Here is a 25,724-nt window from a genome sequence, read left to right as displayed (position 1 = left end):
CATTTTACGTTCATTTTAAAAATAATCATTTAGAATAGGTTGCTGACTTGGAAAGCATGGCGCCATTTCTAATAGAGCTTCAGTTGACAATTGGATGTGATTGTAAAAAACAAGTTCTTCCATCTGACGATACCCCATTAATAATTGAGTCATGCGTTGAATGGTTCCACTGATGGTTGGTAATTTTGTTTCTGTTACTTTTTCAATTTTCACCCCTGCATTTGATACAGTGATCTCAAAGATCCCTTCATTCCACTGTGCGTAAGGATCTTCTGTTACCTCTAAAGCAAAAGTGAGCGCTTGTTTTTTGAAAGGATAGTCTTTCAAAAACAACTCAAGATCAACAATTCTGCCCATCATATATGGCGTGATCGTCATTTGTGCAAAAGGATTTTTAAGCAAATAATTTTGATCACTACCTGAATAACCACAAGCATAGTCAAAAGAAGCAAACGCCCCACTATGGGAACTAACAAACCTCACTAATCCTTGAAAGGCTTCATGACTCAAATAGCCCCATTCCACTACTACAAATGTTGGTGCCGTTAACTGGTAAACCACATATCCCGCTGCTTGACCAGATTCATCGTAATACAGCGCATAATGATTTTCTGTCTTTTGCTTAAACTTATAAGTATACCACCAGTCTTCTCTACTTAATCCACCACGTTGATTTGCTGGCATTTGTTTATAAATCATTTCTATGACTTCTTTTACTTGTTCAAAAGTCACTCGTTTCATTTTGCCAGCCGTCTTTTTCACGTTCGGTACATCTCGACTATCCAATTGATAATTGATTTTATCAAACAATTGCTCATAACCGTAGCGACGATAAAATGGGTAAGAAAATGGAGCAAGATAAGAAAGACTTACTTTTCTTTCACGGCAATCTTTTAAGATTTTTTCCATGATTTGATTGATCCCACCTTGTCCCCTAGCTTCAGGATAAGATGCTACATAACCGATTCCTGCCATTAAATACTGCTGCCCATAAAATTCAACAGAAAAAGGCGTCGCCATTACTTGGCTAGTGAGTTGCTCTTCCTCGTCAAAAAAACCATAATTCCATGAATTTTCAACGATCAGTTTGAATCGTTCACGTCTTGCAGGTGTATCCTGCGCATTAAATGCATAGGTTGCTAGTTCAAACATCGCTTCTTGATAAGCAACACCAAGTTCTTTTACTTCATTTGCCATTTTTGTTACCCCTTCCATCAAAAACAATAAAAAATTGTGTCAAGTTCAGTGATCCAACCATAGTCACTTTATCAAAATAAAAATGTTATTTCAATAAATCACTATTTAGCTGGATCAACTGCTTCTTGCCACAATTAGTTTTTTACTAGTAAGTTTCTTCGATCATTACTAACATTTTTTTGAAGCGACGTTTTTTAAAATACATCAACATCGTTCCTAAAATCATATCATTTAATTTTTGTAGCATCCCATATGATTGCATTTGTTCCTTATAACGTACTTCACAGGTTTTATCGTCTAACGGTTTGATTTGATAATGGACGACATAATCATTTTTTGTGGTAGATGTTCGAAATTTATACGACTGATTTTCAATAACTTCCTCGATCTTGATGCGAGCGCGGCTATTTTGTGAGAATTGTTTGACGTATTCAAGGTTTTTAAGTTGTTTACGAGTAACCGATTTTCCAGTCGCTTTACGTACATCAAAAAGGACAGAGTCCATCACTTTATCATAGAAAAAGGATGCTGGAATATTTAAAGTTTTAACGATTTCCATTAGCTATTTTTCCCCTTTGCTTCTTCTCTTTTTTTCCCTTTTAAAAAGAAATGTATACCTAAACCTGCCAGAAATAGTCCTGTAGCCATACTATACAAATCATAGTTTTGCGAACTAGGATTTAAACAATACAATACGATCAGTGAACCAATACTACATAAAAATAAGCCGTTTTTCATCATTTTGAACCCTTCCTATCTTACAACCAGTTAAACTGCTGTTGCTTGAAAATATAAAACAGTGCCCCATGGTTGTGCTTTGATTAATGCTTTTGCTTTTTGTGCTGCTGCTTCTTTATCTTGTGCGCTCGTCTCAAAAAACAATTTGATCCCTTGTTTTTCTTTAAATGTATATGAAAAGCCATCTTCATTGTAACCTTCTAATAACTCTTTGATAGCATCTTGTTGCATGGCACTTGCGATTGAAATCATTTTAGTTCCTCCTAGATTATTGTTTAGAGAGCAGAAGCAAAAAATGCTTCTGCTCATTGATTTTTATTGTTCGCCTGCTGCTGGATCCATCTTATTCGCTGAGATAACGAACGGTGCCCAGATCAAGAAAGTCACGATCATACATACTAATGTCACGATTGGCGCACGCCAGTCTGCTCCGGTAGCTAGGAACGAGAGTAAGAATGGTGGAACAACCCATGTGACTTGTTGCGATACTGGGGCGACCAAACCAAAGTAAGTTGCTCCCCAACCTATAGCTGTTGCAACAACAGGTGCTAATAAGAATGGGATGAACATGATAGCGTTCAATACAATCGGCAAACCAAACATAACTGGTTCATTGATGTTGAAAATACCAGGTCCGATCGACAATTTAGCAACTGTTAAATAATCAGCACGTTTAGAAAGGAGTAAAATAGCAATCAATAGAACGATCGTACCACCAGAACCCCCGAACCAAGCGAAGGCATCAAAGGATCCACGAACCCACATATAAGCCTTACCATCTTCAATTGCATCTAAGACTGCAGGTGTTCCTGTTTTGCCATTGTAACCTTTTTGGAAAATATCGATATTGATCAATTGTGCTTGACCCCAAATTCCTTCTAAAACTGGAGCTAATACGTTTGGTCCATGAATACCAAAGAACCAGAAGATCTGAACAAAGACCGTAACGATCAAAACAGCACCGATCCCTTGAGATAATCCCAAGAAAGGTTCAGCGATATATTTTTGAACTAAATCAATGATCAATTGTCCGTCAGCGATACGGCCAACGATATAATTAATAATAGCAATGACATATAAAGCGATCGTTGCTGGCAGAATTGCGGCAAAAGCCTTCGATACTGCTGGTGGTACAGAATCTGGCATTTTGATCGTAATGTTGGCTAACATTAATTTACAGAAAATAATGACAGAAATAGCACCCATGATCATGACTGTGAAATAAGAGTTTCCATTTAAATGATCAAGTTTTAGCCAACCCCAAAGACCAACAGATAAATTTCCATCCGCGATCGTTGCCCCTAATTCTGTTCCATTGATGGCATCAACGATATTTTGCGGAACATTCACGTTCAAAGCGGCTGACAATGAAGGACCAAAAGAAATTCCTTGGATCAAAGTTGCCAGACCAACGATCCCTCCGGCTAGGTCATTGACCCCATAAGCTCTCGCAAGATTGTATCCCCAAGAAAAGGCAAAAATCAAGCCGGCAATTGCTAAAGTTCCATTCCATACAAATCCATTAATTCCAATAATAACATTTAATACTGCAAAAATTCCTTTGTCCGCTGCTAAACTATCTGCATACGTACTATTAAATTGCTGTGGTAAATCTCGAATAATTGCATTGATCATTACAGCGACTGATCCCGCCATTGTTGCAGGTAAAGTACCGATAAAAGCGTCACGCAAAGCAACTAAATGTTTCTGCGCGCCAATTTTTGCGGCAACCGGAAGGATGTATTTCTCCATCCAACTTGTTAATCCGTTCATTTTTATATCCTCCTATAAGTTGTTTATATAAAGAATTGCTTCCTCATACCAAATTAAAAAAATCCGTTCAAAATTTTTTCTTCTTCCGTTCAAAAAAGAAGGTTCTATTTTCGTTCATCTGTCTTTATTCGACATTGATTCTTCGGTAAAGTTCAATAAGTTCTTCTGCTAAATCAGTAAAAGCAATCGACGTCATTAAATGGTCTTGACTGTGTACGGTCAATAACGTGACCTGAACATGGTTTCCTTGTGCTTCTTGTGTCAACATTTGCGTCTGTGAATGATGGGCTTGGACTAATGATTCCTTTGCATCCATTATTTTTTGATCCGCTAACTCGAAATTACCTTTTTTAGCCGCAGAAATCGCTTCCATTGCATCGCTCTTGGCATTACCACCAAACATGATGAGTCCCATGATGGCTTCGAGATTTTGTTGATCTTCCACATTTTTTCCTCCATTTCCTATAGATTTATTGCATCAAATTTTCGGCTTGTTCTAGTACTTTTGCACCATTCATCATGCCGTAATCTTGCATATTGATTACATCTAGCGGAATCCCTTTCGGTGCTAATTTTTGCTCAAATTGAGCTTTCATAAACCGAACTTGAGGTCCTAAAAGTAAGACATCGACATTTTTTGCTTCAAGATTATTATCAGCATCTGAAGCTGAAACAGCAAAAATATCTGCCTCCATTCCCTTTTCTTCTGCAGCTTTTTGCATTTTCGTAACTAGCAAACTTGTACTCATCCCCGCAGAGCATACTAACATAATCGTTTTTTTCGCCATTTTCTCCACTCCTTTTAATTTGTTTTACACATTTTTATAATGCAAGAAGCATGCCAAACAAAAAAAGAACCAAAATAGCGTTTTCATAGCCTTTGGTCCTTCTTTTCTGTGCGCACACTGGTGATATCTGTGTAAAAAAATAGATTAGTGTGTTTTATTTTTTAATTTTATTTTCAATAAACATTTGCGTTAAGAAGGCAATTTCATTTTCTGGGATATTCACCTGATATTTCCGTTCCAATCCAATAAGATTCGTTCGAACGATGTCCATTTCTAAACGATAAATTTTTGAGAAAGTAGACAGATTCTCAAATTCTCGGGTCTTCTCATGCTTGATCAGTCCATCCAGTAAAAAGGCTAAATGAATCACGATCCCAATATCTACTCCTGGCTCTACTATAATTGAGAGATCCGTTTGGATTTGCTGGATGTTTTTTTGTAAAGAATGGATCAAAAGCTCTACCGAAGAAATCGAATTTAAAGAATCTTTTAATGAATCAACGATTTTGGCAGTTGGAACTTCATCATCAGCGATCCGCTTGAGCATATTCAATTTCTCATCGTTGAAGACATCATACGCTGAGAAAAACGGAATATTTTGGTAATCCACATCTACCGTGCCCGCAATGGCTTTGATCTCATATTCTTCTAATAATGCATCAATGTGTCGCTTAAATGATTCTCGTTCTAAAAACTGCATTTGGATCACTTCGACCTTTTTCTGGTCGATTACAGGAACAATCCGCTGGTATAATTTAGCTGCTACACCTTCCCCAGTAAAACAAGTAACGATCACCGCTTTTTTACGTTCATAGGTCTCAGTTTGTTCTTCTTTGAATTGGTCCTTGACGATCGTTTCAAAGGAAATCTGGATACTTTGATAGATATCTTCCAAGCTCCGACCAACATTCGCCATCCGTAATGCCTCAATCACGATCATCGTACTACTCATTGTAATTGCTTTCGTTTTGATTCCAGTCTCTTCAAAAATCAAGTCACCAAAGGTATTTAAAGAACCCATATCCGTCAGTAAGATCAATCCATTCGTCAGACTTGACTGACGATTTTGAACATAAGCCAGCACTTCTTCATACATCGTTTGGACTTCCATGGCTAACGGCATATTAAATGCTGTACCTAATTTCGTTCCTAATAATTCTTGCGCCATTTCCAACATACTTGAGGCGGTTTGTCTGCCGTGCATCAAAACTAAGACCTCAACTTTATTTTCTTTTACTGGTTCACTTTCGCCAAGATTAATGGAAAGAAACATACTGATAAAACCAATTTCGTCAAACGGAATTTCAATTTGTTGTTCTTCTTCAATGATCGTAGATAAATCAATGGCTACTTGAAATTCCTTTTTAAAATTTTTTCGTACGTTGTTGAGATCAGGATGAACAATCATGTGTCCTTCTTTGACCCGATCCAATGTACTTTGCAAATGAAGGGCAAAGGCAAATCGAGCTTTTTCATTGTAGATTCGATCCAATCTAGCTTCTGCAACATCGTATAACTCGTTGGTTAACCGCCAAATATCATCTGGCAACAGATCTTTTGGAATTGTACTCTTTGTCAACTCTTTGACATAAGTTTGGAAATAAGCATCCACATCTTTCGAGATCAAAGTTTCTAAATCAATACTTTCGACACCCGTTTCTGATAAAGAAAGCATTTTTTCTTCGATATCATTATAGACCTGCATGTTTCGTTCTGGATCTTGTGACCAAACAACATCAGCAAAACCAGGCTCAAAAGTCAGGTATTGACTCTTACTATCCATAAAGCGATCCAAACGTTCAGGTACTTCTTTGATTTTCAACAACCCTTTTTGTACTTGGAGAGACAGTTCTTCTTTACGAATGATCAGTTTTTCTTCATCATGTGTCCGATAATGTAAAAATGACTTCGCACACACTAATTTCAAATCACGCTTGACTTGTCCGATATTTCCTTCTGCATCATAAAGCATAAATGCCAAAATGGCTTCTTTTTCGATATCTATACGTTGATTCAAACGATTGGCTTCTTGTTTGATAAATAAAGAAATGATTTCATAACGTTCATCTAATGAACGAGAAGCCAGATTTGGTAATGTGATTGCCATAGGAATTCGGCGATTAAAGGTTGTCAAAAAACTTTCGGATGACTCGGTGGTTGCTCCAATGATCTGAACAGATGCTTCATGGACGTGGGCGCTTTCTCCCAACGGACGATAGACCCCTTTATCAATAAAAGTAAACAACATTTCTTGTCCTTCTGGTGGTAAACGATGAATTTCATCAAGAAACAAGATCCCACCATTCGCTTTCGCAATCAACCCTTGACTATCTTGCGATGCCCCAGTATAAGCTCCTTTTTTGATCCCAAAAATATGTCCAAACAGTAACTGTGGATTCTGCGCATAATCCGCACAGTTAAATGAAACAAAAGGTGCATCTTCTGAGAGCATTTCAGAATCAATCGCAAAATGATACATACATTCTGCAAACATCGATTTACCCGTTCCTGTCTCACCAAAAATGATTGTATGCAATCCTCGAGGAGGATATAATATGGCTGCCTTAGCTTGCTGGATGCTTACTTTCAAAGAATCATTTTCACCAACTAGTGTATCAAACGTCACTTGGGTCGATGCATCAACGTGAACTTTGTCAGAGGCTGTTTTTTGCGGAGGCAATGAATAGACGACTGGTCTGCCGGAACTTTTGATAATATAGCGGTCTTTATAGAGATCGCTGAGATATCGACTTGCATTACTTCGATCGATTTTTAGATGTTTTGCCACATCACTTGCCGTCAATCCTTGCTGTTTCTCATGCAATAGATCCAATATTTCTTCTTGTCTTTCGTTCATACAATCCCCCACTATCCTCAAATAACGCTGATTGCGTTTTCAATATAATAACACAAAAAGGCGCTTATTTGCGCCTTGCTCCTTTATTTTTCTGCTTTTTTTGTTTGTTTTTAAGCTTTTTCTTTGGCGTACTATTTTTTTCAACTTGTTCTTTTTTCGAAGGACCAAATGGAGCAGTTTTTTTTGTGTTTTTGTCATTGGCTTCTTCTTTTTGTGAGAGTTCATTTTGTGGCAATTCTTTGACTAATTGTCCACCATGAAGAAAAATCTCTTCCATATCAATCGCCATATGACGTGTTAATTTTTTCAACTCTTTAACTGTATGATCTTGCACGAACGTGATCACGGTTCCGTCTTTCCCCATCCGTCCGGTTCGCCCTGAACGATGCAGATAAGCTTCTTCCGTTAAGGGAATTTCGGCATTCACAACATAAGGTAATTGTTCGATATCTAATCCTCTGGCTGCTACGTCAGTCGTGAACAACATCGTGATTTTTTTATTCTTGAATTGATCAAGTGCTGCTTTACGTAACAATTTATTTTGATCGGAAGCTAAGCTGCCAACTGAAACACCACGAAATTGTAATTTTTCTTCCATTGTCCCTAATTCATTGAGTTGGTTGAAAAAGACTAGTCCATGAAAATCTGTGACATAAGCAAGCCGTCTCAAATACTCTTCTTTTTTACGAGGTGGTATCCTTAAATAGTAATGTTGCTGACCTTTTCTAGAGTCATCGTCTTTTGTGACATCAACAACTGGGATGGAAGCCTTTGTGATTTCTTCAATTTTACTGATTGAGCGATCAGCTGTTGCTGAGAAGAATACTAATTGATAGTCCACAGGGGCTTGTCGCAAAATTTGTTCCACTAATGAACGATTCCCCTCATCAAACAATTGATCTGCTTCATCAAAAACAATCGTTTGCAACTGATGAGCTTTTAATTTTTTGGTCTTCATCAATTCCAACACCCGTCCAGGAGTTCCTACTAGCACTTCTGGTCGTTTTTTCAAACCTTCGATCTGCCTTTTGACGTTAGCTCCGCCCACAAGTGATTGGACTTTTAATGCCAATCCTTTTGACCACTCACGAGCCACTTCTGCGACTTGAATTGCTAATTCTTGTGAAGAAACAAGGATTAGTAAAGTACTTCCCCCCTCTTTAGGGACATTCAGCAGCAAAGGTAAAAGATAAGCTAATGTTTTGCCTGAGCCGGTTGGTGAAATACCAATAATTGATTCTTTTTCTTTAAGCGGTTGAAAAGCAGCCTGTTGGATCAGAGAGGGTATTTGAAATCCCTTGTCCTGCCATTTTTCTTGCCAAGCTTGTGGAAAGTTTTTTACAAATTCATTCATTTTAAAAATCGTCCTCATTATCGGCATCAAATTTGATGCCACCATTTATTCTAAGATCGTAAACTACTTGGTTCACATTGCGAGCAAGTTCGATCCATTCTTCATATCGTAATCCCCAAGCTGGATCGTTTGGATGATTGATCACATTGGCAAAATCAGCTGCCTCTTCTGCCATGGGATTTTCAGCTGCGGTAATTGCTAATGCATCAATTTCCTGATGTTCTCGATCATGGAACTCTGCCTTTTCAATCGCATTGACCCCATTCATGACTAATGTTCCTGAATTAAAGTAGATTTCTGAAGGTAAGTAAGAATCCCCGATTTTACCAGGTTGAATCGTGACATCAAAGGTCTCATAACGCAAGATCCCCCAACCTAATCCATCAACACCAGTTGAGATCTTTCGTGGGAAATAGTGAACTTCTGAAGGCATCCCAAACCATCCTATCGTAGCATAAACGAGATAAACGCCCAGATCCATCAGCGCACCACCAGAAAAACGGGTAGAGAAAATATTTGGTACTTCTCCTGCTAGTACTTGATCGTAACGAGAAGAATATTTCATATAACTAAAGTTGGCACCGAGGATCTCATCTTTCAATGGAAGATAGTCAGCAATTTTTTTGAATCCTGCTTCATGGATGTTTCGTGCAGCTTCAAAAAAATAAACATTTTTCTCATTCGCTAGATGAATGATTTCGTCCATTTCTTTAGGCGTACTAAATGCCGGTTTTTCAACAATGACATTTTTCCCTGCTAAAATGCCTTGTTTTGCTTGTTGAAAATGCAGGCTGTTAGGCGAAGCAATGTATACCGTATCAAGATGTTCCAGACCAAAAAAAGTTTCTAAATCTGTCGCATAGGCAATATCTCCCTCATACTTGGCGCCAAATTCTTGTGCTTTTTCTAAATGTCTCGAATAAACTGCTGTTAATTCATATTGTTTCGTGCTTAATGCTGCTTGCACAAATTGATGGGTGATCCAGTTGGTACCAATAATTCCTAAATTGATCATTTCATTTACCTTCTTTCTATTTATTCGGGTCTTCAAACGATGCCTCTACATCGAATGGTATGGCTTGTTTCAAATTGACACAATCCGCTGTTACCTGACAATTATAGGCTAAAACATTCACGCCGTTTAACTGTCCATAGCGTATGATATTGGCTAACTCCGGTTGCATTGCTTCGTTGATTGTTGCCAGATGAAGGTGTTCAAACTGTGCGATAAACAACACGTAAGTTTCATAGCCTTCCTGTCACGCTTCCACTAATTCTTTCACATGTTTTAAACCTCGTAACGTTGGCGCATCAGGAAACGCCCCAATTCCTTTATTTTCTAAAGTCATTCCCTTTACTTCGACGAACACTTTTTGTCCTGAATCTGTTTCTAAATAAATATCAAATATGGACTGTCGATAGCGGACTTCACGCTTGAACTTAACGATTTTTCCGATCAACGATGGCAACTGGATTGTTCCAGATAAAATTCCTTCTAATGCCAAACGGTTGGGAAGTTGACTATCGATATTGAACCAGTTATCCCCTTTTTTCACAGCAATTAAATCATAATCTGTTTTCCGTTTTAAACTAGGTGTATATGCAACCGCTACTTTCGCTCCTGGTAGAAGGACTTCTTTACCTCTTCCAGTGTTTTTCACATGGGCTACGATCACTTCTCCTTGTTGGTTCAAGCAATGAGCGATGAAACGATTCGGTCGTTCAATAAAAAAAGCGATTTCTACTTGCTGGTACTTCAAAAACGGTCACCTTTCTTCCTACTATGTATCCTACCATAATTTCACAAAAAACTCTTGAAAAACCAGTCGAAAGTCCTAGAGAAATCTTTATTTTTTTTAGGTACAATGAAACTGACAGAAAATGATCGTTGGAATTAAAAGAGGTTAGGAGTGACAATCGTATGATACGTAAAAAAACACTTTATGGAATCCTTGCATTTTTTGCTATTTTATTTGGAAAATTCTTTCTGAAAAAGAAACAGCCAACCACCAAAGACTTTGATCCAACGCAATATCATGGAACCTGGACCTTTATAGATAAAAATCAACAAAAACAACAACTACTGGTCACAGAAACGTTTGATTTATCTATCAACGGTCACTCCTTAGTAACGGAATTGGTCGAACTAACTCCACAGCAACTCGTCTTGCGAGATCAATATGGTTTTTATTTGATCCTATCATACAGTGATACGACCTTTTATGATGAATCATCCGATACTTCTTATACGTTGACAAAACAAAATAGTTCCTCAAAAGAGGGTGTGACAAGAGCGGCTAACTCTGAGAAATAAGCCGAAGAATTTCCAAAAATCTCCTCCTGTTTTTGGAATTCTTCGGCTTATTTTTGATAGAGCCACTTCTTGAACGACTTTTAGAGCAAGTCCTGTATCCCAAACTCTTTTCATTCCCTTCATCATTGATTTACCTTTCTGTATTTCTTCGTTTATTTTACGTTTTTTGTCTAGAAAAATAGTCATTTGATGTTTTTTTTGATAAACTTACTAATGATGGTTTCATACCATGAAAGGATGATTAAACATGACACCAAATCGAGAAGATTACTTGAAAATCATTTTGGAATTAGGCGGAGACACGACAAAAGTAAATAATAAACAAATCGTTTCCAGTCTTGCTGTGTCCCCAGCTTCTGTTAGCGAAATGATTTCCAAACTTGTGAAAGAACAACTCGTTGAGCATTCTCCTTATCAAGGAGTTCAACTTACGGAGACTGGCTTACAAAAGGCAAGTAGTTTGATTCGCAAACATCGTTTATGGGAAGTTTTTTTAGTCGAACATTTAGATTATAGCTGGAACGAAGTCCATGATGATGCTGAGGTGTTGGAACATGTGACTTCAGAACAACTTGCTGACCATTTAGAAGACTATTTGAATCATCCTATGCACTGTCCACATGGTGGAATTATTCCTAAAAAAGAACAAGTGGTTCATGAAGAACGTAGACAAACATTAGAGTCTTATCCAGTTGGTTCTAAAGTTCGCATCGCTCGAGTGTTGGATGAAAAAGAACTATTAGACTATCTTGTGACGATTGACTTAAACATTGATGAAGAATATGAGATTGTAGATGTTGCCGCTTATGAAGGACCGATCACAATCCAAAATCAACAAAAGAAAATCCCTGTCAGCTTTAAAGCAGCCAGTACGATTTTTGTCGACAAATTATAAAGGAGTACACCCATATGGCTAATGAAAAAAATGTCTTATTTACAATCTTTGGTGGTACAGGTGATTTAGCACAACGCAAATTGTATCCTTCCTTGTTCCGCCTTTATAAAAAAGGAAATCTAGGAAAACATTTTGCAGTAATCGGTACTGCTCGTAGACCTTGGAGCGATGAACATTATCGTGAAGTGGTCGCTTCGACGATCCAGTCCTTAAATCCGACTGAAGAAGAAGCAAAAGAATTTGCTAGTCATTTCTACTATCAATCACATGATGTAAATGATTCTACCCACTACAATACTTTAAAAGACCTAGCTGACCGCTTAGATGAAACCTACCAATTAGCTGGCAATCGCATCTATTATTTAGCCATGTCTCCAGAATTTTTCGGTACGATCGTTTCTCATCTTAAATCGCAACATATCGTTACTGAAAATGGTTATAATCGCTTGATCATCGAAAAACCATTTGGTTCAGATTATCAATCTGCATTCGAGCTGAATGAAAAGATCCGTCAAGTCTTCCCTGAACAAGATATTTTTAGGATTGATCATTATTTAGGTAAAGAAATGATCCAAAATATCTCAGCAATTCGTTTTGCTAATAACATTTTTGAATCACAATGGAACAATCGCTATATCGATAATATTCAGATTACATTCGGTGAAGCTTTAGGTGTTGAAGATCGTGGTGGCTACTATGATCACAGTGGTGCTTTAAAAGATATGGTCCAAAACCACATTCTACAAGTACTAGCACTTTTAGCGATGGAACCTCCTGTCGCCTTTTCTGAAAAAGAAATTCGTGCAGAAAAAATCAAGGCACTGAAAGCTGTGCGAATCTATGAAAAATCTGAAGCATTAAAAAACTTTATCCGTGGGCAATATGCACCTGGTGAGTTAGATGGTAATACATTTAAAGGCTATCGTGAAGAAGATAAAGTAGATCCTGAATCTACTACCGAAACTTTTGTAGCTGGGAAGTTTGTCATTGACAATTTCCGCTGGTCAGGTGTTCCCTTTTATGTGCGCACTGGGAAACGTTTGACAGAAAAAGGAACTCGGATCAATATCGTCTTTAAACAAGTCCCAGTCAATGTTTTTAAAACTTCGGTCGAAGATGAACCTTGTGAAGATAGGACATTACCACCAAATGTTTTAACGATTTATATCCAACCAACGGAAGGTTTCTCTTTAACATTAAATGGAAAAGAGGTTGGACAAGGGTTTAACACTGAATTTAGAAGATTAGAGTACCGCAATAGCGCTGAAATGGTTGAAAACAGTCCTGAAGCTTATGAGAAGCTGCTTTTAGATGCTTTAAAAGGTGATGGTACAAACTTTTCACATTGGGAAGAAGTTGCTCAATCTTGGCATATCGTCGATGTCATTCGTAAAGCTTGGGATCAAGTGGAACCTGACTTCCCTAATTATAAAGCTGGAACAATGGGACCAGAAGCTGCATTTGAATTGCTGGAAAAAGATGGGTTTGAATGGATCTGGCAACCAGATGGCTGGTACCGTGATCGTGGAAAGCTAGAAGACTAGCTGTGTGTAACGTTTAAAAGTAAAAATTTACTAACATTAGAGGGGGAAATCAATAATCATTGATTTCCCCCTCTTTCCTATATGTATTCGTTTAAATTTTTATTTTTACGTAGGAATAACTTACGGTGCAGCAAACGCTAAACACTTCCGATGTATTTCTTGAAAACTGTTATATCTTTTAAAAGAACGTTTGAACCTGAGCACTTCCAACTTTTTTATAGGAACATTCACAATAAAATTTCAAGGAAGCTCTCTATGTTTGAAACAATTATTACTTATTACCTTGGATTTCGTGCTTTGAATATAGAGTTTGATTAAGTCAAACTATAGCTAATATGAAAAATTAAATAAGGAAAGATTCTGAGTCAAAATAGATTATCTATATTTTAAGGGTAATAAATAAACAATTAATCAGGCGTTTAGAATCGTTTTTTCATTTAAATAGTATGCATTTTTCTAGTCTTCTAGCACATACTTGGGCAATAAAAATTATTAAAAAATTTCGAACAGAACATGTTCCGTTCGAATTATGTATACGGTCAATGAAGTTACTGATTATACCAATATTGATATCGATAATTTTGGTAAACAAACACTCTGCCATGTTTAAAGTTACTATCAGCAGAAATAATAGTGAATAATCCCGATAATAACCAACCTGCTCCTCCAGGTATTATTTTTCCTAATGCACCAATACCAAATGTTTTGATAGCATTTAATGTATTTTTAGTAAGATATACTTTAAAATTTCCTGAACTTATTTTACCTTCTATCTTATTTACGCCATTAGATCTAGGTACTTTCAATACTGGAATAGCTTGAGATTCTTTTACAGAGTTGTAAACATCAGCATCAGTAAATGTAATTGAGAAATCGTCACCAATCACTTCTACATCAACATTAGGATTTTGTTGGGCTTGTTTTAATAGTTCTGCTATTTTGTTTGAGTTTTTTCCATCTTTTATCTCCAATACATTCTCTGAAGCATCTACATTGAGTAGAGTTATAAAACAAGGAATTAATAATACTATCGAACAAAAATATACCCAGATTTTTCTTACTGCTTTTTTCATAAAAATTCCTCCTAAGTTAAATAAAGATAAGTAATGATAATAAACAAAAGCAAAAAGAAAATTACAATAAGTGGTTCCATCCAAACTTTATCTGATTTTATAAATATATTTTTTTTACTTTTCTTTATTCCCCAACCATATTCATTTGGAATAAATAGTTCTAAAGAAAAGCCAATTGCTAATAACACTATTGATAAATAAGTATGATTTTTAATTAATGAGTAAATAAATGTAAAATAAAGTAATAGCTGTATTACCTTAACAACCCTAACAGAATTAATTGTTCTCAACCTCAATATATTGGCACCTTTCTCAAGCTTAATAGCTATATTTATTTAATTATACTTATTTTTGTTGCTACTATGCTCTAAACAATAAACCAGTATATTGATAGTATGCACCAATGTGAGTACCATTTTTATACCGACCTGTCCAGTTTACATATCCTTGATATTTTTTCCCATTTTTGTATTTCACTTGCCAAATCTTTGTCATACTTGGAATCCAGCGACTTGTACCATGTGGCTTATTTTGCATATAGACATAATCGTTAAAATTCATCGTATCAACACCACGTTGTAGACTAATCTCTGTAATATTACTATGTAAATCAGTACTAGAATTATCGAAATAATTATTGCCAGTAAAGTAATTATTGTTTTCACTAGCAAAAATAGTTTCACCTAAAATACCCATTGAACAAGAAGCAAATACTACCAATGACACGAGTAAGTATTTTACTAAATTTTTTGACATAATTTTCACCTCCTTCTATAAATTTGTGAAATAGTCCACTAACCTAGTTTAACATTTAATTTTTTGTTAATTGCTTTTTTTCATAAAATGTTGTTTTGAACTCAAAACTGTTTAAAATTTAATTAGCTCCTTTTTCAATAGAATAAATGTTATTAGAGAATAAAAAAACATCAAAGCTAGTAACTCTTACTAACTTTGATGTTTTTTAGATAACTTTCCTTTAGTCACTAAACATGACCAAATTTTTATTCAAATCCTTCTGCCACTGCTTCTGGATAGTTTTCTTCAACGATGTGCGCACAGCGTCCACATAAGTGTGGTAATTTTTCATCAACGCCTACGTCTTTACGGATTTGACGACAACGATCGCATGTTTGTCCGTCAGCTTTTTCTACTAAAATGGCTACGTCATCAAATTTCACCGCAGCTTCTGGTACTTCTGCGTTAGCTGACATCACTTCATAGTAATCAGGTGACACGATCAACAATTGTGGAATATCCGCATCCACAGCTGTCAGCAATCCACGAACTTGTTCATTTGGATAGATCGTCAACTTCGCTTCCAAAGATTTACCGATCAATTTATTGTTTCGTGCTTCTTCTAAAGCTTTTAACACTTTATCACGGAAGTCCATAAATGCTGCCCAAGTATCCATCAATTCTTCTTGATTTGGATACTCTTGGTAACCTGGAAGTTCACTTAATTGAACAAACTCTTCTTCTTCTTTTAAGAAAGACCAAATTTCTTCTGCAGTATGTGGAATAATCGGTGTTAATAATTTTGTTAAAGCTACTGCTGTTTGATAAAACACAGTTTGCATGCAACGGCGTTGGTAATCATTTTCTGATTCGATATAAACAACATCTTTAGCAAAATCCAGATAGAACGCAGATAGATCTACTGTTAAAAAGTTCATTACGGTACGATAGATGTGCATGAAGTTATATTTCTCATATCCTTCTTCACGAATTTCTTTAATCACTTCGTTCAATCGGATAGTCATATATTTATCTACAGAACGTAATTCTTCAAATGAAATCGTATCTTTTTGTGGATCGAAGTCTTCAGTATTTGCAATCAAGAAGCGCATCGTATTTCTGATTTTGCGGTAAACTTCTGCTACTTGGCTTAAAATGTCCATGGATACACGTACATCTGCTTCATAATCCACACTAGCTACCCACAAACGTAAGATATCCGCACCAAATTGTTTGATCACTTTATCTGGCAAGATCGTGTTACCTAACGACTTACTCATCTTACGCCCTTCGCCATCCAGAGTGAACCCTTGAGAAAGGACAGATTTATACGGTGCAACCCCATTGATTGCCACACTTGTAGTAATACTTGAATTGAACCAGCCACGGTATTGATCAGAACCTTCTAGATACATATCAGCTGGGAATGATAGTTCTGGACGTTGACGCAAGACTGCTTCGTGAGAAGAACCTGAATCAAACCAAACATCCATGATATCTGTTTCTTTCGTAAACTGTCCATTCGGTGATCCTGGATGCGTAAAGCCTTCTGGAAGAAGATCTTTCGCTTCTTTCTCAAACCAAATGATTGAACCATGTTCAGCAAATAATTGCGCTACATGTTCAATCGTTTCCGGTGTAATGATTGCTTCCCCATTTTCAGCGTAAAAGATTGGCAATGGCACACCCCATGCACGTTGACGTGAAATAACCCAGTCGCCACGATCACGGATCATATTATAAAGACGTGTTTTCCCCCAAGGAATGATCCAATCTACTTTCTCTACTTCCTCTAAAATATTTTGTCGAAAATCGTCGATTGATGCAAACCATTGTGGTGTAGCACGATAAATCACAGGTTTTTTCGTACGCCAGTCATGAGGATAACTATGCGTAAAGAAGTCAAGTTTTAATAAAGCACCTTTTTCTTGTAACAAATCAGTAATCATTGGATTCGCTTTGTCGTAAAAGACCCCTTCAAATCCTGGTGCTTCTTCTGTATAAACCCCTTTTGAATCTACTGGAGAAACTACTGGCAATTTATATCTGTTTCCTGCAATATAGTCATCTTCCCCGTGACCTGGTGCTGTATGGACTAATCCAGTACCAGCGTCTAAAGTTACATGGTCACCTAAGATGACTAATGATTCCCGCTCATAAAACGGATGCCAAGCAGTCATGTATTCCATTTCCTGACCAGCAATCTCTTTCAACACCTGAACATCAGACCAACCGATTTCAGTTTGAACTTTTTCTAATAAATCTTTTGCAACGACAAATTTACGTCCATCTGCTTCGATTAAAACGTACGTATAAGTTGGATTTACTGCAATCCCTTGGTTTGCTGGTAATGTCCATGGCGTAGTTGTCCAAATAACGAAAGCTGTATCTTCATCTAACAACCCTTTGCCATCTTTCACATTGAAAGCCACAAAGATAGAAGGAGACTTCACATCTTTATATTCGATTTCTGCTTCAGCAAGTGAAGATTCACTTGACGGAGACCAATAGATTGGTTTCAATCCTTTATAGATATAGCCTTTTTCAGCCATTTTACCGAAAACACGGATTTGTGCCGCTTCGTAAGAAGGATCCAACGTGACATATGGATGCTCCCAATCGCCTGCCACTCCTAGTCGTTTGAAATCTTCTCGTTGTTTGTCGACTTGTGAAAGGGCATATTCACGACATTTTTCTAAGTACTCTGACATTGTCATTTCTTTTCGTTTGATCCCTTTATTGGCTAATACTTGTTCAATCGGTAAACCGTGAGTATCCCAACCTGGAACATAAGGTGCACGAAATCCTGACATTGATTTTGAACGGATAATGATATCTTTACTGATTTTATTTAATGAATGTCCTAAATGGATATTTCCATTTGCATAAGGAGGTCCATCATGTAAGATGAAACTTGGCTTTCCTTCATTTAATTCTTGTCTTTTTTGATAAATTTTATTTTCTTCCCATTCTTTTTGCCAATCCGCTTCACGATTAGGCAAATTACCACGCATTGGGAATTTTGTTTTACCTAGTTGTAAGGTTTCTTTCATTTTCATAAACCAGTTACGCTCCTTCTTTCATCATTTTAAAGAACACAAAAAAGCATGTTCATCCAAAGGGACGAACATGCCGTGGTACCACCCAAATTCAGTTACATGATCATGTAACTCTTAAAAACCAATAACGAGGTCAACCGTTGTTTCTTACTCCTATTTCAGAAACAATTTTCGTAGAGGATCTTTCACTTTGCAGGGTCTTGCCGAACTTCCACTATCATCGGCTCGCTGAAAAGAATGACAAAATGCTTTTCTGTTCTACTCTTCGTCATCACCAGGAATGATCGAAATATCGATCGCCTGTGTATCAAATGCAGTCATTGGTGCTTCCATGATGCCTGTGTCTGAGTTTACATCAGTTTGATTTTCATTGTCAAGTTGTTTTGCTAAAACTTCTTTGATCACTTCATGACTATCTGACACATAGCTTGAGAAAGGTTGTAAAATTTCATCCCATTCTGGACTTTTTACTTGTTCTAATTGAGATTCTAACATCAAGCTGATTCGTTGGTGGAAAACTCGTGTTTTTTTCTTTAAGTCTTCTGTTTCAACTGCTAGCTGTTTTGCTTTTTCAGTTGCATCTGTTAGGATTTGTCTTGCTTTTTCTTCCGCATCTGTCGTTAATTGGTGCGCACGTTTTTCAGCCGTAGCCACTAATTCATCCGCTTTGTTTTGAGCAGATGTCACGATTACTTCGGACTCTTTACTTGCACTTGTTTTAACTTTATCCGCTGTGTCTTGTGCCACGATGATTGACTGATTCAATGCATCTTTTAGTTCATTGAAATATTCTAATTTTTCTTCTGAATGTTTCACTGCTTTTTCAAGTTCACGGTTTCGTTGCGTGATTTCTTCATAGTCACGAACAACTAAATCTAAGAAATCATCTACTTCGTCTTGATTGTATCCCCGCATTTTTGTGGGGAATGTTTTGTTTTGGATATCTAATGGAGTTAAAGCCATGTGTAAACCACCTTTTTGTTTTATTTACGTAATACACCAAATAATACCCTGTATTTTTCTTTTTTGGTTTTTCCTTCAAGTTCTTGAATTTGGATTCGACCAAATCCTCTGATCGAAACGATATCTAATAACTCAAGTAAAAAATCAGGGCGTGTATTTTCTGTCCAATTTACTTTTACTTTTCCAGACTCAATCAGCTGCTTCGAACGCTGTCTGGAAATATTATAAATCTCCGAGATCACGCTGTCTAGTCTCAATGAAGTCACTGTACCTCTTTCTTGTGTCCAACCATCTTTTGGCACAAGTAATTCCGTATACTTGATTGGCTCCATCCGAACAGAGACTTTGCCGATTTTTGTTACTTGCGTTGCTACAAACTGTTCAACTTCTCTTGCAATGAACACTTGCCAGCGATCACCATCAGAAATGATATCACCAAAGTAAGCTCGTTTGATACCTGTACCAACCAATGTACCTAATACTTTTCCATGAGTCAAACTAGCAAACTTACTCGGATAATGGATTTCATAAAGTGACACCTCAAAATCTTCGTCAGTAGGCTCATAATAGTCAGGAAAAATCAAACATCGCTTCCGTTCTGCTTGCTCATAACCGCCATAAAATGAAAAGTGTAATTCACTATCTTGACGGATCAGCGTCTCTAGTATATAGGATTGTCTTGGATCAAGAAAGTCAGTAAGATAAGGTGCATATTGCCCTTGTACCTGTTCGATCCAATCACCTACTGAATCGATGAAAGAACGTTCATCTGCACGGAAATGCTGATAAACATTAGCATCCATATTTTCCCCTCCTATCAGCTACTCCTTTGATCGTTTTAATAAATTGCCATGACTATCCATAAAACGATATGTTGAAGACCTTGTACTGCTAAGTTTAAAATCAAGATCGCAGCTAGAATCGTAAAATCAATTCCACCAAATCGAAGTGGAAGCCGATCAAATAACTGGATATACGGTTCACAGATTTTTGCTAAAAAGCGACCAATCCCTGATTGATATCCTCCTGGAAACCAGGATAAAAGTGCATAAACCATTAACAAAAGACTGTAAAAGTAGGCTGCTCGTCCCAGCAGATTAAGTAATATAAAAATAATATAAATTGTCGTTCCTCCTCTTATAGGTCAAATAGGTTCACGTCTGCAAAAGATTGTGCTGTTGAACTATCGATTTCCATTCCAGTTGGCGTGCATAGAAAAATCTCGTCACCTACTCGCTTAATGTCACCATCTAATGCATAGACAGTGCCAGTTAAAAAATCAACGATTCTTCTCGCTTGTTTTTCTTCTACTAAATGGAAATTTACTAATGTTGCTTCACCAGCAATGATTCGTTTGGCAATAGCCATTGCTTCAGAATAAGCTCGTGGTTCCATGACCGTAATTTTTCCAGCTAAATTTGTTTTAGGTGTAAAAGAAGTTTTTGCTGTTTCTTCTTTACGTGTTTTTTTAGCTGGTGTTTGATGTAATTCAATCACTTTTTTTGTTTCATTTGCCGCTACACTTTCACGAGCAACAGGACGTGTTGTTTGTTGCGCACGTGGCTTTGAGACAGCTCTTGGCTGGCTCATTTGAGATTGTGTTGGCTGTATTGGTTTCTTTTTTGTTGTAGGCTGTGCTACAGCCGGCTTAGATGTTTCAGGATACTCCTCGTACTCTTCCTCATCAGCTAATCCGAAAAAATTAGCAATCGCACCTCTATTTAAAAGTGGCATTATTGTTCCTCCTCGTCTTTGAATAGCGCTGTTCCTACACGGATGAATGTGGCACCTTCTTCGATTGCCAGTTGAAAGTCCTGACTCATTCCCATGCTTAATTCCGTACATGGTGCATGCGAAAAACCTTTCGAATGAACAAGATCACGCAATTCTTTCAGCGTTCCAAATACTTTGCGAATTTGTTTAGCAGAAGCCTCTTTAGGTGCCATCGTCATTAAACCAACAACCTTTATTTTAGACAAAGCAACTAAAGATTCGATAAAAGGAACCAGCTCTTCTGGCGAAAAACCATGTTTGGATGCTTCACCAGATACATTCACTTCCACAAAACAATCGAGGGGTTTTGTTGCCCTTTTTTGTATTTCTTCTGCTAATTTCAAACTGTCTAATGCGTGAAAGCAATCAATTTCATTTATAATCAATTTTACCTTTCTACGCTGCAAATTACCAATTAAATGCCACTTTACATCAGGATAATTAACTAAATCTTGTTTTTTTTGTAACAATTTATCTACGCGGTTTTCTGCGCAGTTTTTTACACCCTGTTCAATCAATTTTTCTGCCGTAGCAGAATCCACTGATTTGGTGACAGCGACTAGTGTGACTTCTTTCGGATCACGATGAACAAGAGCACACGAGTCCTGAATCTCTTGCTCGATTTTTAGCAAGTTGTCAGCAATCATGTGCTCTTCCTCCTTTATTTTTTACGACGGAAAAATGGTGGTGTACTTAATTCATCGTCACCTTTTGCTTTTGTTTCTTCACGATTGAATGTATCAAATTCTTTTTTTTCGATAGGTTCAAAATTCGTTTCTTCAACTCTAGGACGGACATTTTGTTCACGTCTGATGTCCCAGTCACCAAAACTGCTATTTTCTTCTTCAGCAGAGATTGGTTTTGCTTGATCCATATCTAAAACTGTTTTTTGAGTAGATGATTGCATTTGTGTTTGTCTAGCCGGACGACTAGACTTGCGTTCCTTTTTTGATTCGTCGATACCCGTTGCAATAACCGTTACACGGATTTCATCGCCCATTTCTTCATTGATTGATGTACCTAGAATGATGTTAACATCGCCTGTAGCAGCATTTGCTACGATATCTGAAGCATCTTGAGCTTCAAATAAAGTCATGTCTAACCCACCAGTGATGTTAAGCAAGACTTGCTCAGCTCCATCGATTGATGTTTCAAGAAGTGGAGAAGAAATAGCTTTCTTCGTTGCTTCGATCACACGTTCTTCACCGCTTGCTACACCGATACCCATTAACGCTGTTCCTTGGTTTTCCATAACAGTTTTCACATCAGCAAAGTCAAGGTTAACGTAACCTGGGGCTGTAATCAAATCTGAGATCCCTTGAACCCCTTGACGTAATACATTATCAGCTTCACGGAAAGCTTCTAACATTGGTGTTTTCTTGTCAACTACTTCAAGAAGACGGTTGTTTGAGATAATCAATAATGTATCGACATTTTCTTTCAAACGTGCGATACCTTCAGCAGCAAATCTGCCACGTTTTGGTCCTTCAAAAGTGAATGGTCGAGTTACGACACCGACAGTTAAAGCACCAAGTTCTTTAGCAATTCCTGCTACGATTGGAGCAGCACCTGTACCAGTTCCGCCTCCCATACCTGCAGTAATGAAAATCATGTCAGCGCCATCTAAGGCTTCGCGTAAAGCTTGTTCACTTTCTTCGGCAGCTTTTTGACCAACTTCTGGTTGAGAGCCTGCACCTAGTCCGCGTGTATATTTAGGTCCTAATTGGATAACTGTTTCAGCTTTTGAATTTTTCAATGCTTGGACATCTGTGTTGGCAGTGATGAACTCAACACCTTTTACATTTTCTTCAATCATACGGTTAACAGCATTTCCACCGCCGCCACCGACACCGATGACTTTGATTACTGCGCCGTCATTGATATTATTATCAATTGAGAATTCCATATTTTATTCCTCCCAGGATGAATTAATCAAAAATTTTTGAAAAGAAACCTTTAATTTTAGTTGTTACATCTTCGTCTGATTTCTTTTGTTCAGGTTCGTCGTAGACCGTTTCTTCTGGAACATCATAGCTATCATTATCATATGATGTCACTTCTTGTTCTACAGTTGTGTGATGCGCGACCACTGTTTCACCTGTCACAGCAATTTTAGCCAATTGATAGACTTCACTCAAGTTAGCTGAGTAATCCACGATGCTGATTACATTAGTAAAGACTGGATTACGAAGTCCCATTTGGTTAGGTACATATAGCTTAACATTCACACCAAAAATCTCTTGTGCCAGATCAACAACACCTGGAAGGCTTGCAGCACCACCAGTTAGTACGATACCACCAGGTAACTCTAGTGCTTCGATTTGGTCTAACGCTTCTTTGGCTTTATTGAAAATCTGTTCCATACGGGCTGAAATCACTTCTGATAAATAGCGTTCATCCACTTTGACAGGTTCAGATTGACCGATCACATCTACTGGAAACTCTTCATTTGCAGAAGTACGTTCTGGATAAGCATCCCCATAATTGATTTTTAACGCTTCAGCATTATTGAATGACGTATTCAACACAATCGAGATATCTTTTGTGACGAACTCGCCACCTTCTTGATCTAGACTAGTGAACTTCAATTGTTTGTCATGCATAACAGCTGTTGTCGTTTGTCCACCGCCCATATCAATCACGATCGTTCCAAAATCTTTTTCTCCATCTGAAAGGATTGTTTCTGTTAAAGCTAATGGTGTAATGACTAATTCATTGACAACCAATCCTGCATTTTCTACACATTTACGGATATTATGAACAATCGTCTTTGGCCCAGTAAATAACAAGCCATACATTTCTAATCTGACACCGATCATTCCACGAGGATCTTTGATTCCTTCGAATCCATCAACGGTAAAGTCTTGTGGCAAAATTGATACGATTTGACGTTCAGGAGGAATTGAACGAACAAGGGCAGCTGAAGCCACGTTTCTGACATCTTCATCGGTGATTTCTTTCGAATCCCCGTTTACTGCAATCATTCCTTGGCAATTTTCCACTTCAAGCAAGTTTGCTGGTAGACCAACACTAACCCCTTTGATCTGTATCCCTGCTTTTTCTTCTGCTTGTCTTACTGCTCGTTGTATCGCTTGGACCGTTTTATCGATATCAACGATAATGCCGCGGTTAATCCCTTCTGATTTTGCGTTTCCTACTCCAATAATATTCATTTGGCTGTCGATATATTCAGCCACGACAACTTTGACAGATGTCGTTCCAATATCAAGGCCTACATACATTCCTGTTTTTGCCATGAACGGGATTCCCTCCTACTTACTATTCCATATACAAGCGAACAACTAACGTCCGTTTTTAAATATACTTTAATAGATATATTCACTGCCTTCAATTCTACCATAAATTACCGGTTTTTAGAAAGTAGATTATCACTTTTTAAAGCTGTTTTATTAATTTTCGGTTAAATCTGAAGACGATGAACTTGAATTGTCATCGATTTGGCTAGATTCACTTGTATTCTCTGACTGACCTGCTTGATTTGACTCAACTGATTCCGAAGATTGGTCTGACTGATCACTTGATGCTCCCGATTGTCCTGTGAGATTTTCGGTAGAACTTGTCTGCACAGATGGATCTGTTGCTCCGCCATTCTCCTTCTTGCTTTCACTGTAAGGATAAGAGAAAATCCCTACCTCCATATCAATGACGCCCTTTTCCTTCATCTCTTTAGCGACTTGTGGATAATATTTCATTTGACTGGCTAGATTTTGAATATTGACGATCACTTGGTTCCCATCATTCATATTTAGTTGGATCAAATTTTTATTGCTCTCTTTTGGTGTATATTTGATTTCTGAAATTGCTTTTTGTAATTCTGAAGTTAATTGATTATATTCTTTAACCAATTGACTAATTTTGGCGTTATCTGTGAAATTCTCTAGAATTGGTAAATTCTTAGTCGGATTTGCTACTTTTTCCTTTAAGACTTTCCCATTTTCGATTACAGGAAAATATTCGCCGTCCTTCATCACTAAAGCAATCTCTTTGTATTCTTTGATAGCCAACTCAAAAGTATTGATTGACTTAAAATGCAATTGTGCGCTCTCTACTCTTGGTTGTTCTTTTTTCAATGTATCAAGATATTGGTTTTTATGGAAATACTGACTCCAAACATTTCCATCAATTGCCAAATGAGAGTCGGCAATGGCTGTTTGACTCGTAATCATTTGGTTCCCTGAAACTGTTATCCCTTGCAGTCGACTATAAGGGGAAACATAATAAATCAAAAAAATCAGTGGGATCGTTAGGATTGAAATAATAAAAGTCAGTCTTCGATAAAGAACTTTATTTCGTTGATTTTTCAGATTCGGTAGCCGATTTAAAAAAGAGCCATTATAAGGACTACCAATTTTTGGTTGTTCAATTTTTTCAAATGGCTCAGAGTCTCCTTTTTTCATTGGATCAGAAGCGGTTGCTTCTTGCTTCTCACCTTCCGCTGAGTCTGCTTCTTTAGTAGCGGAAGTGGATGCTGCCGGCTCATTTGTATTTTCATTTTTTTCTTCTTTTTGCTCTTCTTTTTGTTCTTCCTTTTTTTCGTGTTCTGCCAAATATTTCCGGTTGGCCTTTTGCCAAGGAGTTAGATTTTGTTCACCCTCAGATTCATTTGGCAGCTTGTCTGGCTTTTTTTTCTTACTCACTAA

At 37.3% G+C, this 25,724-nt stretch carries 24 protein-coding genes and 1 pseudogene; 3 read left to right on the top strand and 22 right to left on the bottom strand.

Annotated elements, in window-relative coordinates:
- Positions 1–15: 15 nt before the first annotated feature.
- The 11 genes and pseudogenes from eis to sfsA form a co-directional block, all read right to left on the bottom strand.
- Positions 16–1,197 carry an enhanced intracellular survival protein Eis gene (gene eis, locus AB3H93_RS02440; RefSeq protein WP_368020066.1) on the bottom strand — a complete coding sequence of 394 codons (1,182 nt, stop codon included), beginning with the start codon at positions 1,195–1,197 and terminating at the stop codon, positions 16–18.
- Positions 1,198–1,342: 145 nt separating this feature from the next.
- On the bottom strand, positions 1,343–1,756 hold the full coding sequence (locus AB3H93_RS02435) for a DUF3284 domain-containing protein (protein ID WP_368020065.1): 414 nt from the start codon (positions 1,754–1,756) through the stop codon (positions 1,343–1,345).
- Entirely contained in the window at positions 1,756–1,938 is a 183-nt protein-coding gene (locus AB3H93_RS02430; RefSeq protein WP_010719759.1) for a DUF3188 domain-containing protein, read from the bottom strand. Before AB3H93_RS02430 ends, AB3H93_RS02435 begins: the two co-directional genes overlap by 1 nt.
- Before the next feature lie 27 nt (positions 1,939–1,965).
- Positions 1,966–2,187 carry a hypothetical protein gene (locus tag AB3H93_RS02425; protein WP_010719760.1) on the bottom strand — a complete coding sequence of 74 codons (222 nt, stop codon included), beginning with the start codon at positions 2,185–2,187 and terminating at the stop codon, positions 1,966–1,968.
- 63 nt (positions 2,188–2,250) lie between these two features.
- Complete coding sequence (locus tag AB3H93_RS02420; protein ID WP_368020064.1) at positions 2,251–3,708, bottom strand: PTS sugar transporter subunit IIC; 1,458 nt, start codon at positions 3,706–3,708, stop codon at positions 2,251–2,253.
- Positions 3,709–3,832: 124 nt separating this feature from the next.
- Complete coding sequence (locus tag AB3H93_RS02415; protein ID WP_010719762.1) at positions 3,833–4,153, bottom strand: PTS lactose/cellobiose transporter subunit IIA; 321 nt, start codon at positions 4,151–4,153, stop codon at positions 3,833–3,835.
- A 25-nt stretch (positions 4,154–4,178) separates the two neighbouring features.
- Positions 4,179–4,496 (bottom strand): PTS sugar transporter subunit IIB, encoded by a 318-nt coding sequence (locus AB3H93_RS02410; protein WP_010719763.1) that lies wholly within the window; start codon positions 4,494–4,496, stop codon positions 4,179–4,181.
- Positions 4,497–4,650: 154 nt separating this feature from the next.
- The gene (locus tag AB3H93_RS02405; RefSeq protein ID WP_368020063.1) at positions 4,651–7,353 is read right to left on the bottom strand and encodes a sigma 54-interacting transcriptional regulator; all 2,703 of its coding nucleotides are present in this window, start codon (positions 7,351–7,353) and stop codon (positions 4,651–4,653) included.
- Between the two features lie 64 nt (positions 7,354–7,417).
- Positions 7,418–8,707: a DEAD/DEAH box helicase gene (locus tag AB3H93_RS02400; protein ID WP_368020062.1), complete on the bottom strand. Its 1,290-nt coding sequence runs from the start codon at positions 8,705–8,707 to the stop codon at positions 7,418–7,420.
- 1 nt (position 8,708) lies between these two features.
- Positions 8,709–9,722, bottom strand: a complete 1,014-nt coding sequence (locus AB3H93_RS02395; protein WP_010738192.1) for a Gfo/Idh/MocA family protein — start codon at positions 9,720–9,722, stop codon at positions 8,709–8,711.
- 16 nt (positions 9,723–9,738) lie between these two features.
- Positions 9,739–10,467, bottom strand: a pseudogene (sfsA, locus tag AB3H93_RS02390) (DNA/RNA nuclease SfsA).
- 161 nt (positions 10,468–10,628) lie between these two features.
- Between sfsA and AB3H93_RS02385 the strand changes: the two are divergent.
- The 3 genes from AB3H93_RS02385 (at position 10,629) to zwf (ending at position 13,460) form a co-directional block, all read left to right on the top strand.
- Positions 10,629–11,021, top strand: a complete 393-nt coding sequence (locus AB3H93_RS02385; protein WP_010738194.1) for a DUF4828 domain-containing protein — start codon at positions 10,629–10,631, stop codon at positions 11,019–11,021.
- A gap of 247 nt (positions 11,022–11,268) precedes the next feature.
- Positions 11,269–11,916: a metal-dependent transcriptional regulator gene (locus AB3H93_RS02380; RefSeq protein WP_010719768.1), complete on the top strand. Its 648-nt coding sequence runs from the start codon at positions 11,269–11,271 to the stop codon at positions 11,914–11,916.
- A 14-nt stretch (positions 11,917–11,930) separates the two neighbouring features.
- Positions 11,931–13,460 (top strand): glucose-6-phosphate dehydrogenase, encoded by a 1,530-nt coding sequence (zwf, locus tag AB3H93_RS02375; protein WP_010719769.1) that lies wholly within the window; start codon positions 11,931–11,933, stop codon positions 13,458–13,460.
- Positions 13,461–14,008: 548 nt separating this feature from the next.
- Here zwf and AB3H93_RS02370 read toward each other — a convergent pair.
- From AB3H93_RS02370 to AB3H93_RS02320, 11 genes are all read right to left on the bottom strand, one after another.
- A complete protein-coding gene (locus AB3H93_RS02370) occupies positions 14,009–14,533 on the bottom strand; it encodes a hypothetical protein (RefSeq protein WP_053766109.1) in 525 nt (174 codons plus the stop codon).
- 360 nt (positions 14,534–14,893) lie between these two features.
- Positions 14,894–15,289, bottom strand: a complete 396-nt coding sequence (locus AB3H93_RS02365; RefSeq protein ID WP_368020061.1) for a hypothetical protein — start codon at positions 15,287–15,289, stop codon at positions 14,894–14,896.
- 245 nt (positions 15,290–15,534) lie between these two features.
- The gene (gene ileS / locus AB3H93_RS02360; protein WP_010738196.1) at positions 15,535–18,327 is read right to left on the bottom strand and encodes an isoleucine--tRNA ligase; all 2,793 of its coding nucleotides are present in this window, start codon (positions 18,325–18,327) and stop codon (positions 15,535–15,537) included.
- Between the two features lie 258 nt (positions 18,328–18,585).
- Positions 18,586–19,290 carry a DivIVA domain-containing protein gene (locus tag AB3H93_RS02355; protein ID WP_010719771.1) on the bottom strand — a complete coding sequence of 235 codons (705 nt, stop codon included), beginning with the start codon at positions 19,288–19,290 and terminating at the stop codon, positions 18,586–18,588.
- 20 nt (positions 19,291–19,310) lie between these two features.
- Complete coding sequence (locus tag AB3H93_RS02350; protein WP_010738197.1) at positions 19,311–20,093, bottom strand: RNA-binding protein; 783 nt, start codon at positions 20,091–20,093, stop codon at positions 19,311–19,313.
- A gap of 35 nt (positions 20,094–20,128) precedes the next feature.
- A complete protein-coding gene (locus tag AB3H93_RS02345; protein WP_034686156.1) occupies positions 20,129–20,398 on the bottom strand; it encodes a YggT family protein in 270 nt (89 codons plus the stop codon).
- Between the two features lie 29 nt (positions 20,399–20,427).
- Positions 20,428–21,024 (bottom strand): cell division protein SepF, encoded by a 597-nt coding sequence (locus AB3H93_RS02340; protein WP_010719773.1) that lies wholly within the window; start codon positions 21,022–21,024, stop codon positions 20,428–20,430.
- Positions 21,024–21,710: a YggS family pyridoxal phosphate-dependent enzyme gene (locus AB3H93_RS02335; protein WP_010719774.1), complete on the bottom strand. Its 687-nt coding sequence runs from the start codon at positions 21,708–21,710 to the stop codon at positions 21,024–21,026. Before AB3H93_RS02335 ends, AB3H93_RS02340 begins: the two co-directional genes overlap by 1 nt.
- 14 nt (positions 21,711–21,724) lie before the next feature.
- Complete coding sequence (ftsZ, locus tag AB3H93_RS02330) at positions 21,725–22,969, bottom strand: cell division protein FtsZ (RefSeq protein ID WP_010719775.1); 1,245 nt, start codon at positions 22,967–22,969, stop codon at positions 21,725–21,727.
- 22 nt (positions 22,970–22,991) lie between these two features.
- Entirely contained in the window at positions 22,992–24,320 is a 1,329-nt protein-coding gene (gene ftsA, locus AB3H93_RS02325; protein WP_010719776.1) for a cell division protein FtsA, read from the bottom strand.
- A gap of 153 nt (positions 24,321–24,473) precedes the next feature.
- The gene (locus AB3H93_RS02320) at positions 24,474–25,721 is read right to left on the bottom strand and encodes a cell division protein FtsQ/DivIB (RefSeq protein ID WP_010719777.1); all 1,248 of its coding nucleotides are present in this window, start codon (positions 25,719–25,721) and stop codon (positions 24,474–24,476) included.
- Positions 25,722–25,724: the final 3 nt, after the last annotated feature.

Source organism: Enterococcus sp. C74 (genome assembly GCF_040887125.1).
GTDB classification, from domain to species: Bacteria; Bacillota; Bacilli; order Lactobacillales; family Enterococcaceae; genus Enterococcus_B; species Enterococcus_B hirae.
The sequence above is the reverse complement of the archived record's forward strand: the minus strand, read 5'-3'. Positions and strand labels throughout refer to the sequence as shown.

Bases quoted from the DNA above. Each gene is read 5' to 3' on its own strand.
- AB3H93_RS02355 (WP_010719771.1), bottom strand. From the start codon at position 19,290: ATGGCTTTAACTCCATTAGATATCCAAAACAAAACATTCCCCACAAAA.
- ftsA (WP_010719776.1), bottom strand. From the start codon at position 24,320: ATGGCAAAAACAGGAATGTATGTAGGCCTTGATATTGGAACGACATCT.
- AB3H93_RS02410 (WP_010719763.1), bottom strand. From the start codon at position 4,496: ATGGCGAAAAAAACGATTATGTTAGTATGCTCTGCGGGGATGAGTACA.
- AB3H93_RS02350 (WP_010738197.1), bottom strand. From the start codon at position 20,093: ATGGATGCTAATGTTTATCAGCATTTCCGTGCAGATGAACGTTCTTTC.
- AB3H93_RS02385 (WP_010738194.1), top strand. From the start codon at position 10,629: ATGATACGTAAAAAAACACTTTATGGAATCCTTGCATTTTTTGCTATT.
- AB3H93_RS02420 (WP_368020064.1), bottom strand. From the start codon at position 3,708: ATGAACGGATTAACAAGTTGGATGGAGAAATACATCCTTCCGGTTGCC.
- AB3H93_RS02370 (WP_053766109.1), bottom strand. From the start codon at position 14,533: ATGAAAAAAGCAGTAAGAAAAATCTGGGTATATTTTTGTTCGATAGTA.
- zwf (WP_010719769.1), top strand. From the start codon at position 11,931: ATGGCTAATGAAAAAAATGTCTTATTTACAATCTTTGGTGGTACAGGT.
- AB3H93_RS02430 (WP_010719759.1), bottom strand. From the start codon at position 1,938: ATGATGAAAAACGGCTTATTTTTATGTAGTATTGGTTCACTGATCGTA.
- AB3H93_RS02425 (WP_010719760.1), bottom strand. From the start codon at position 2,187: ATGATTTCAATCGCAAGTGCCATGCAACAAGATGCTATCAAAGAGTTA.
- eis (WP_368020066.1), bottom strand. From the start codon at position 1,197: ATGGCAAATGAAGTAAAAGAACTTGGTGTTGCTTATCAAGAAGCGATG.
- ileS (WP_010738196.1), bottom strand. From the start codon at position 18,327: ATGAAAATGAAAGAAACCTTACAACTAGGTAAAACAAAATTCCCAATG.
- AB3H93_RS02340 (WP_010719773.1), bottom strand. From the start codon at position 21,024: ATGCCACTTTTAAATAGAGGTGCGATTGCTAATTTTTTCGGATTAGCT.
- AB3H93_RS02400 (WP_368020062.1), bottom strand. From the start codon at position 8,707: ATGAATGAATTTGTAAAAAACTTTCCACAAGCTTGGCAAGAAAAATGG.
- AB3H93_RS02405 (WP_368020063.1), bottom strand. From the start codon at position 7,353: ATGAACGAAAGACAAGAAGAAATATTGGATCTATTGCATGAGAAACAG.
- AB3H93_RS02365 (WP_368020061.1), bottom strand. From the start codon at position 15,289: ATGTCAAAAAATTTAGTAAAATACTTACTCGTGTCATTGGTAGTATTT.
- AB3H93_RS02335 (WP_010719774.1), bottom strand. From the start codon at position 21,710: ATGATTGCTGACAACTTGCTAAAAATCGAGCAAGAGATTCAGGACTCG.
- ftsZ (WP_010719775.1), bottom strand. From the start codon at position 22,969: ATGGAATTCTCAATTGATAATAATATCAATGACGGCGCAGTAATCAAA.
- AB3H93_RS02395 (WP_010738192.1), bottom strand. From the start codon at position 9,722: ATGATCAATTTAGGAATTATTGGTACCAACTGGATCACCCATCAATTT.
- AB3H93_RS02380 (WP_010719768.1), top strand. From the start codon at position 11,269: ATGACACCAAATCGAGAAGATTACTTGAAAATCATTTTGGAATTAGGC.
- AB3H93_RS02435 (WP_368020065.1), bottom strand. From the start codon at position 1,756: ATGGAAATCGTTAAAACTTTAAATATTCCAGCATCCTTTTTCTATGAT.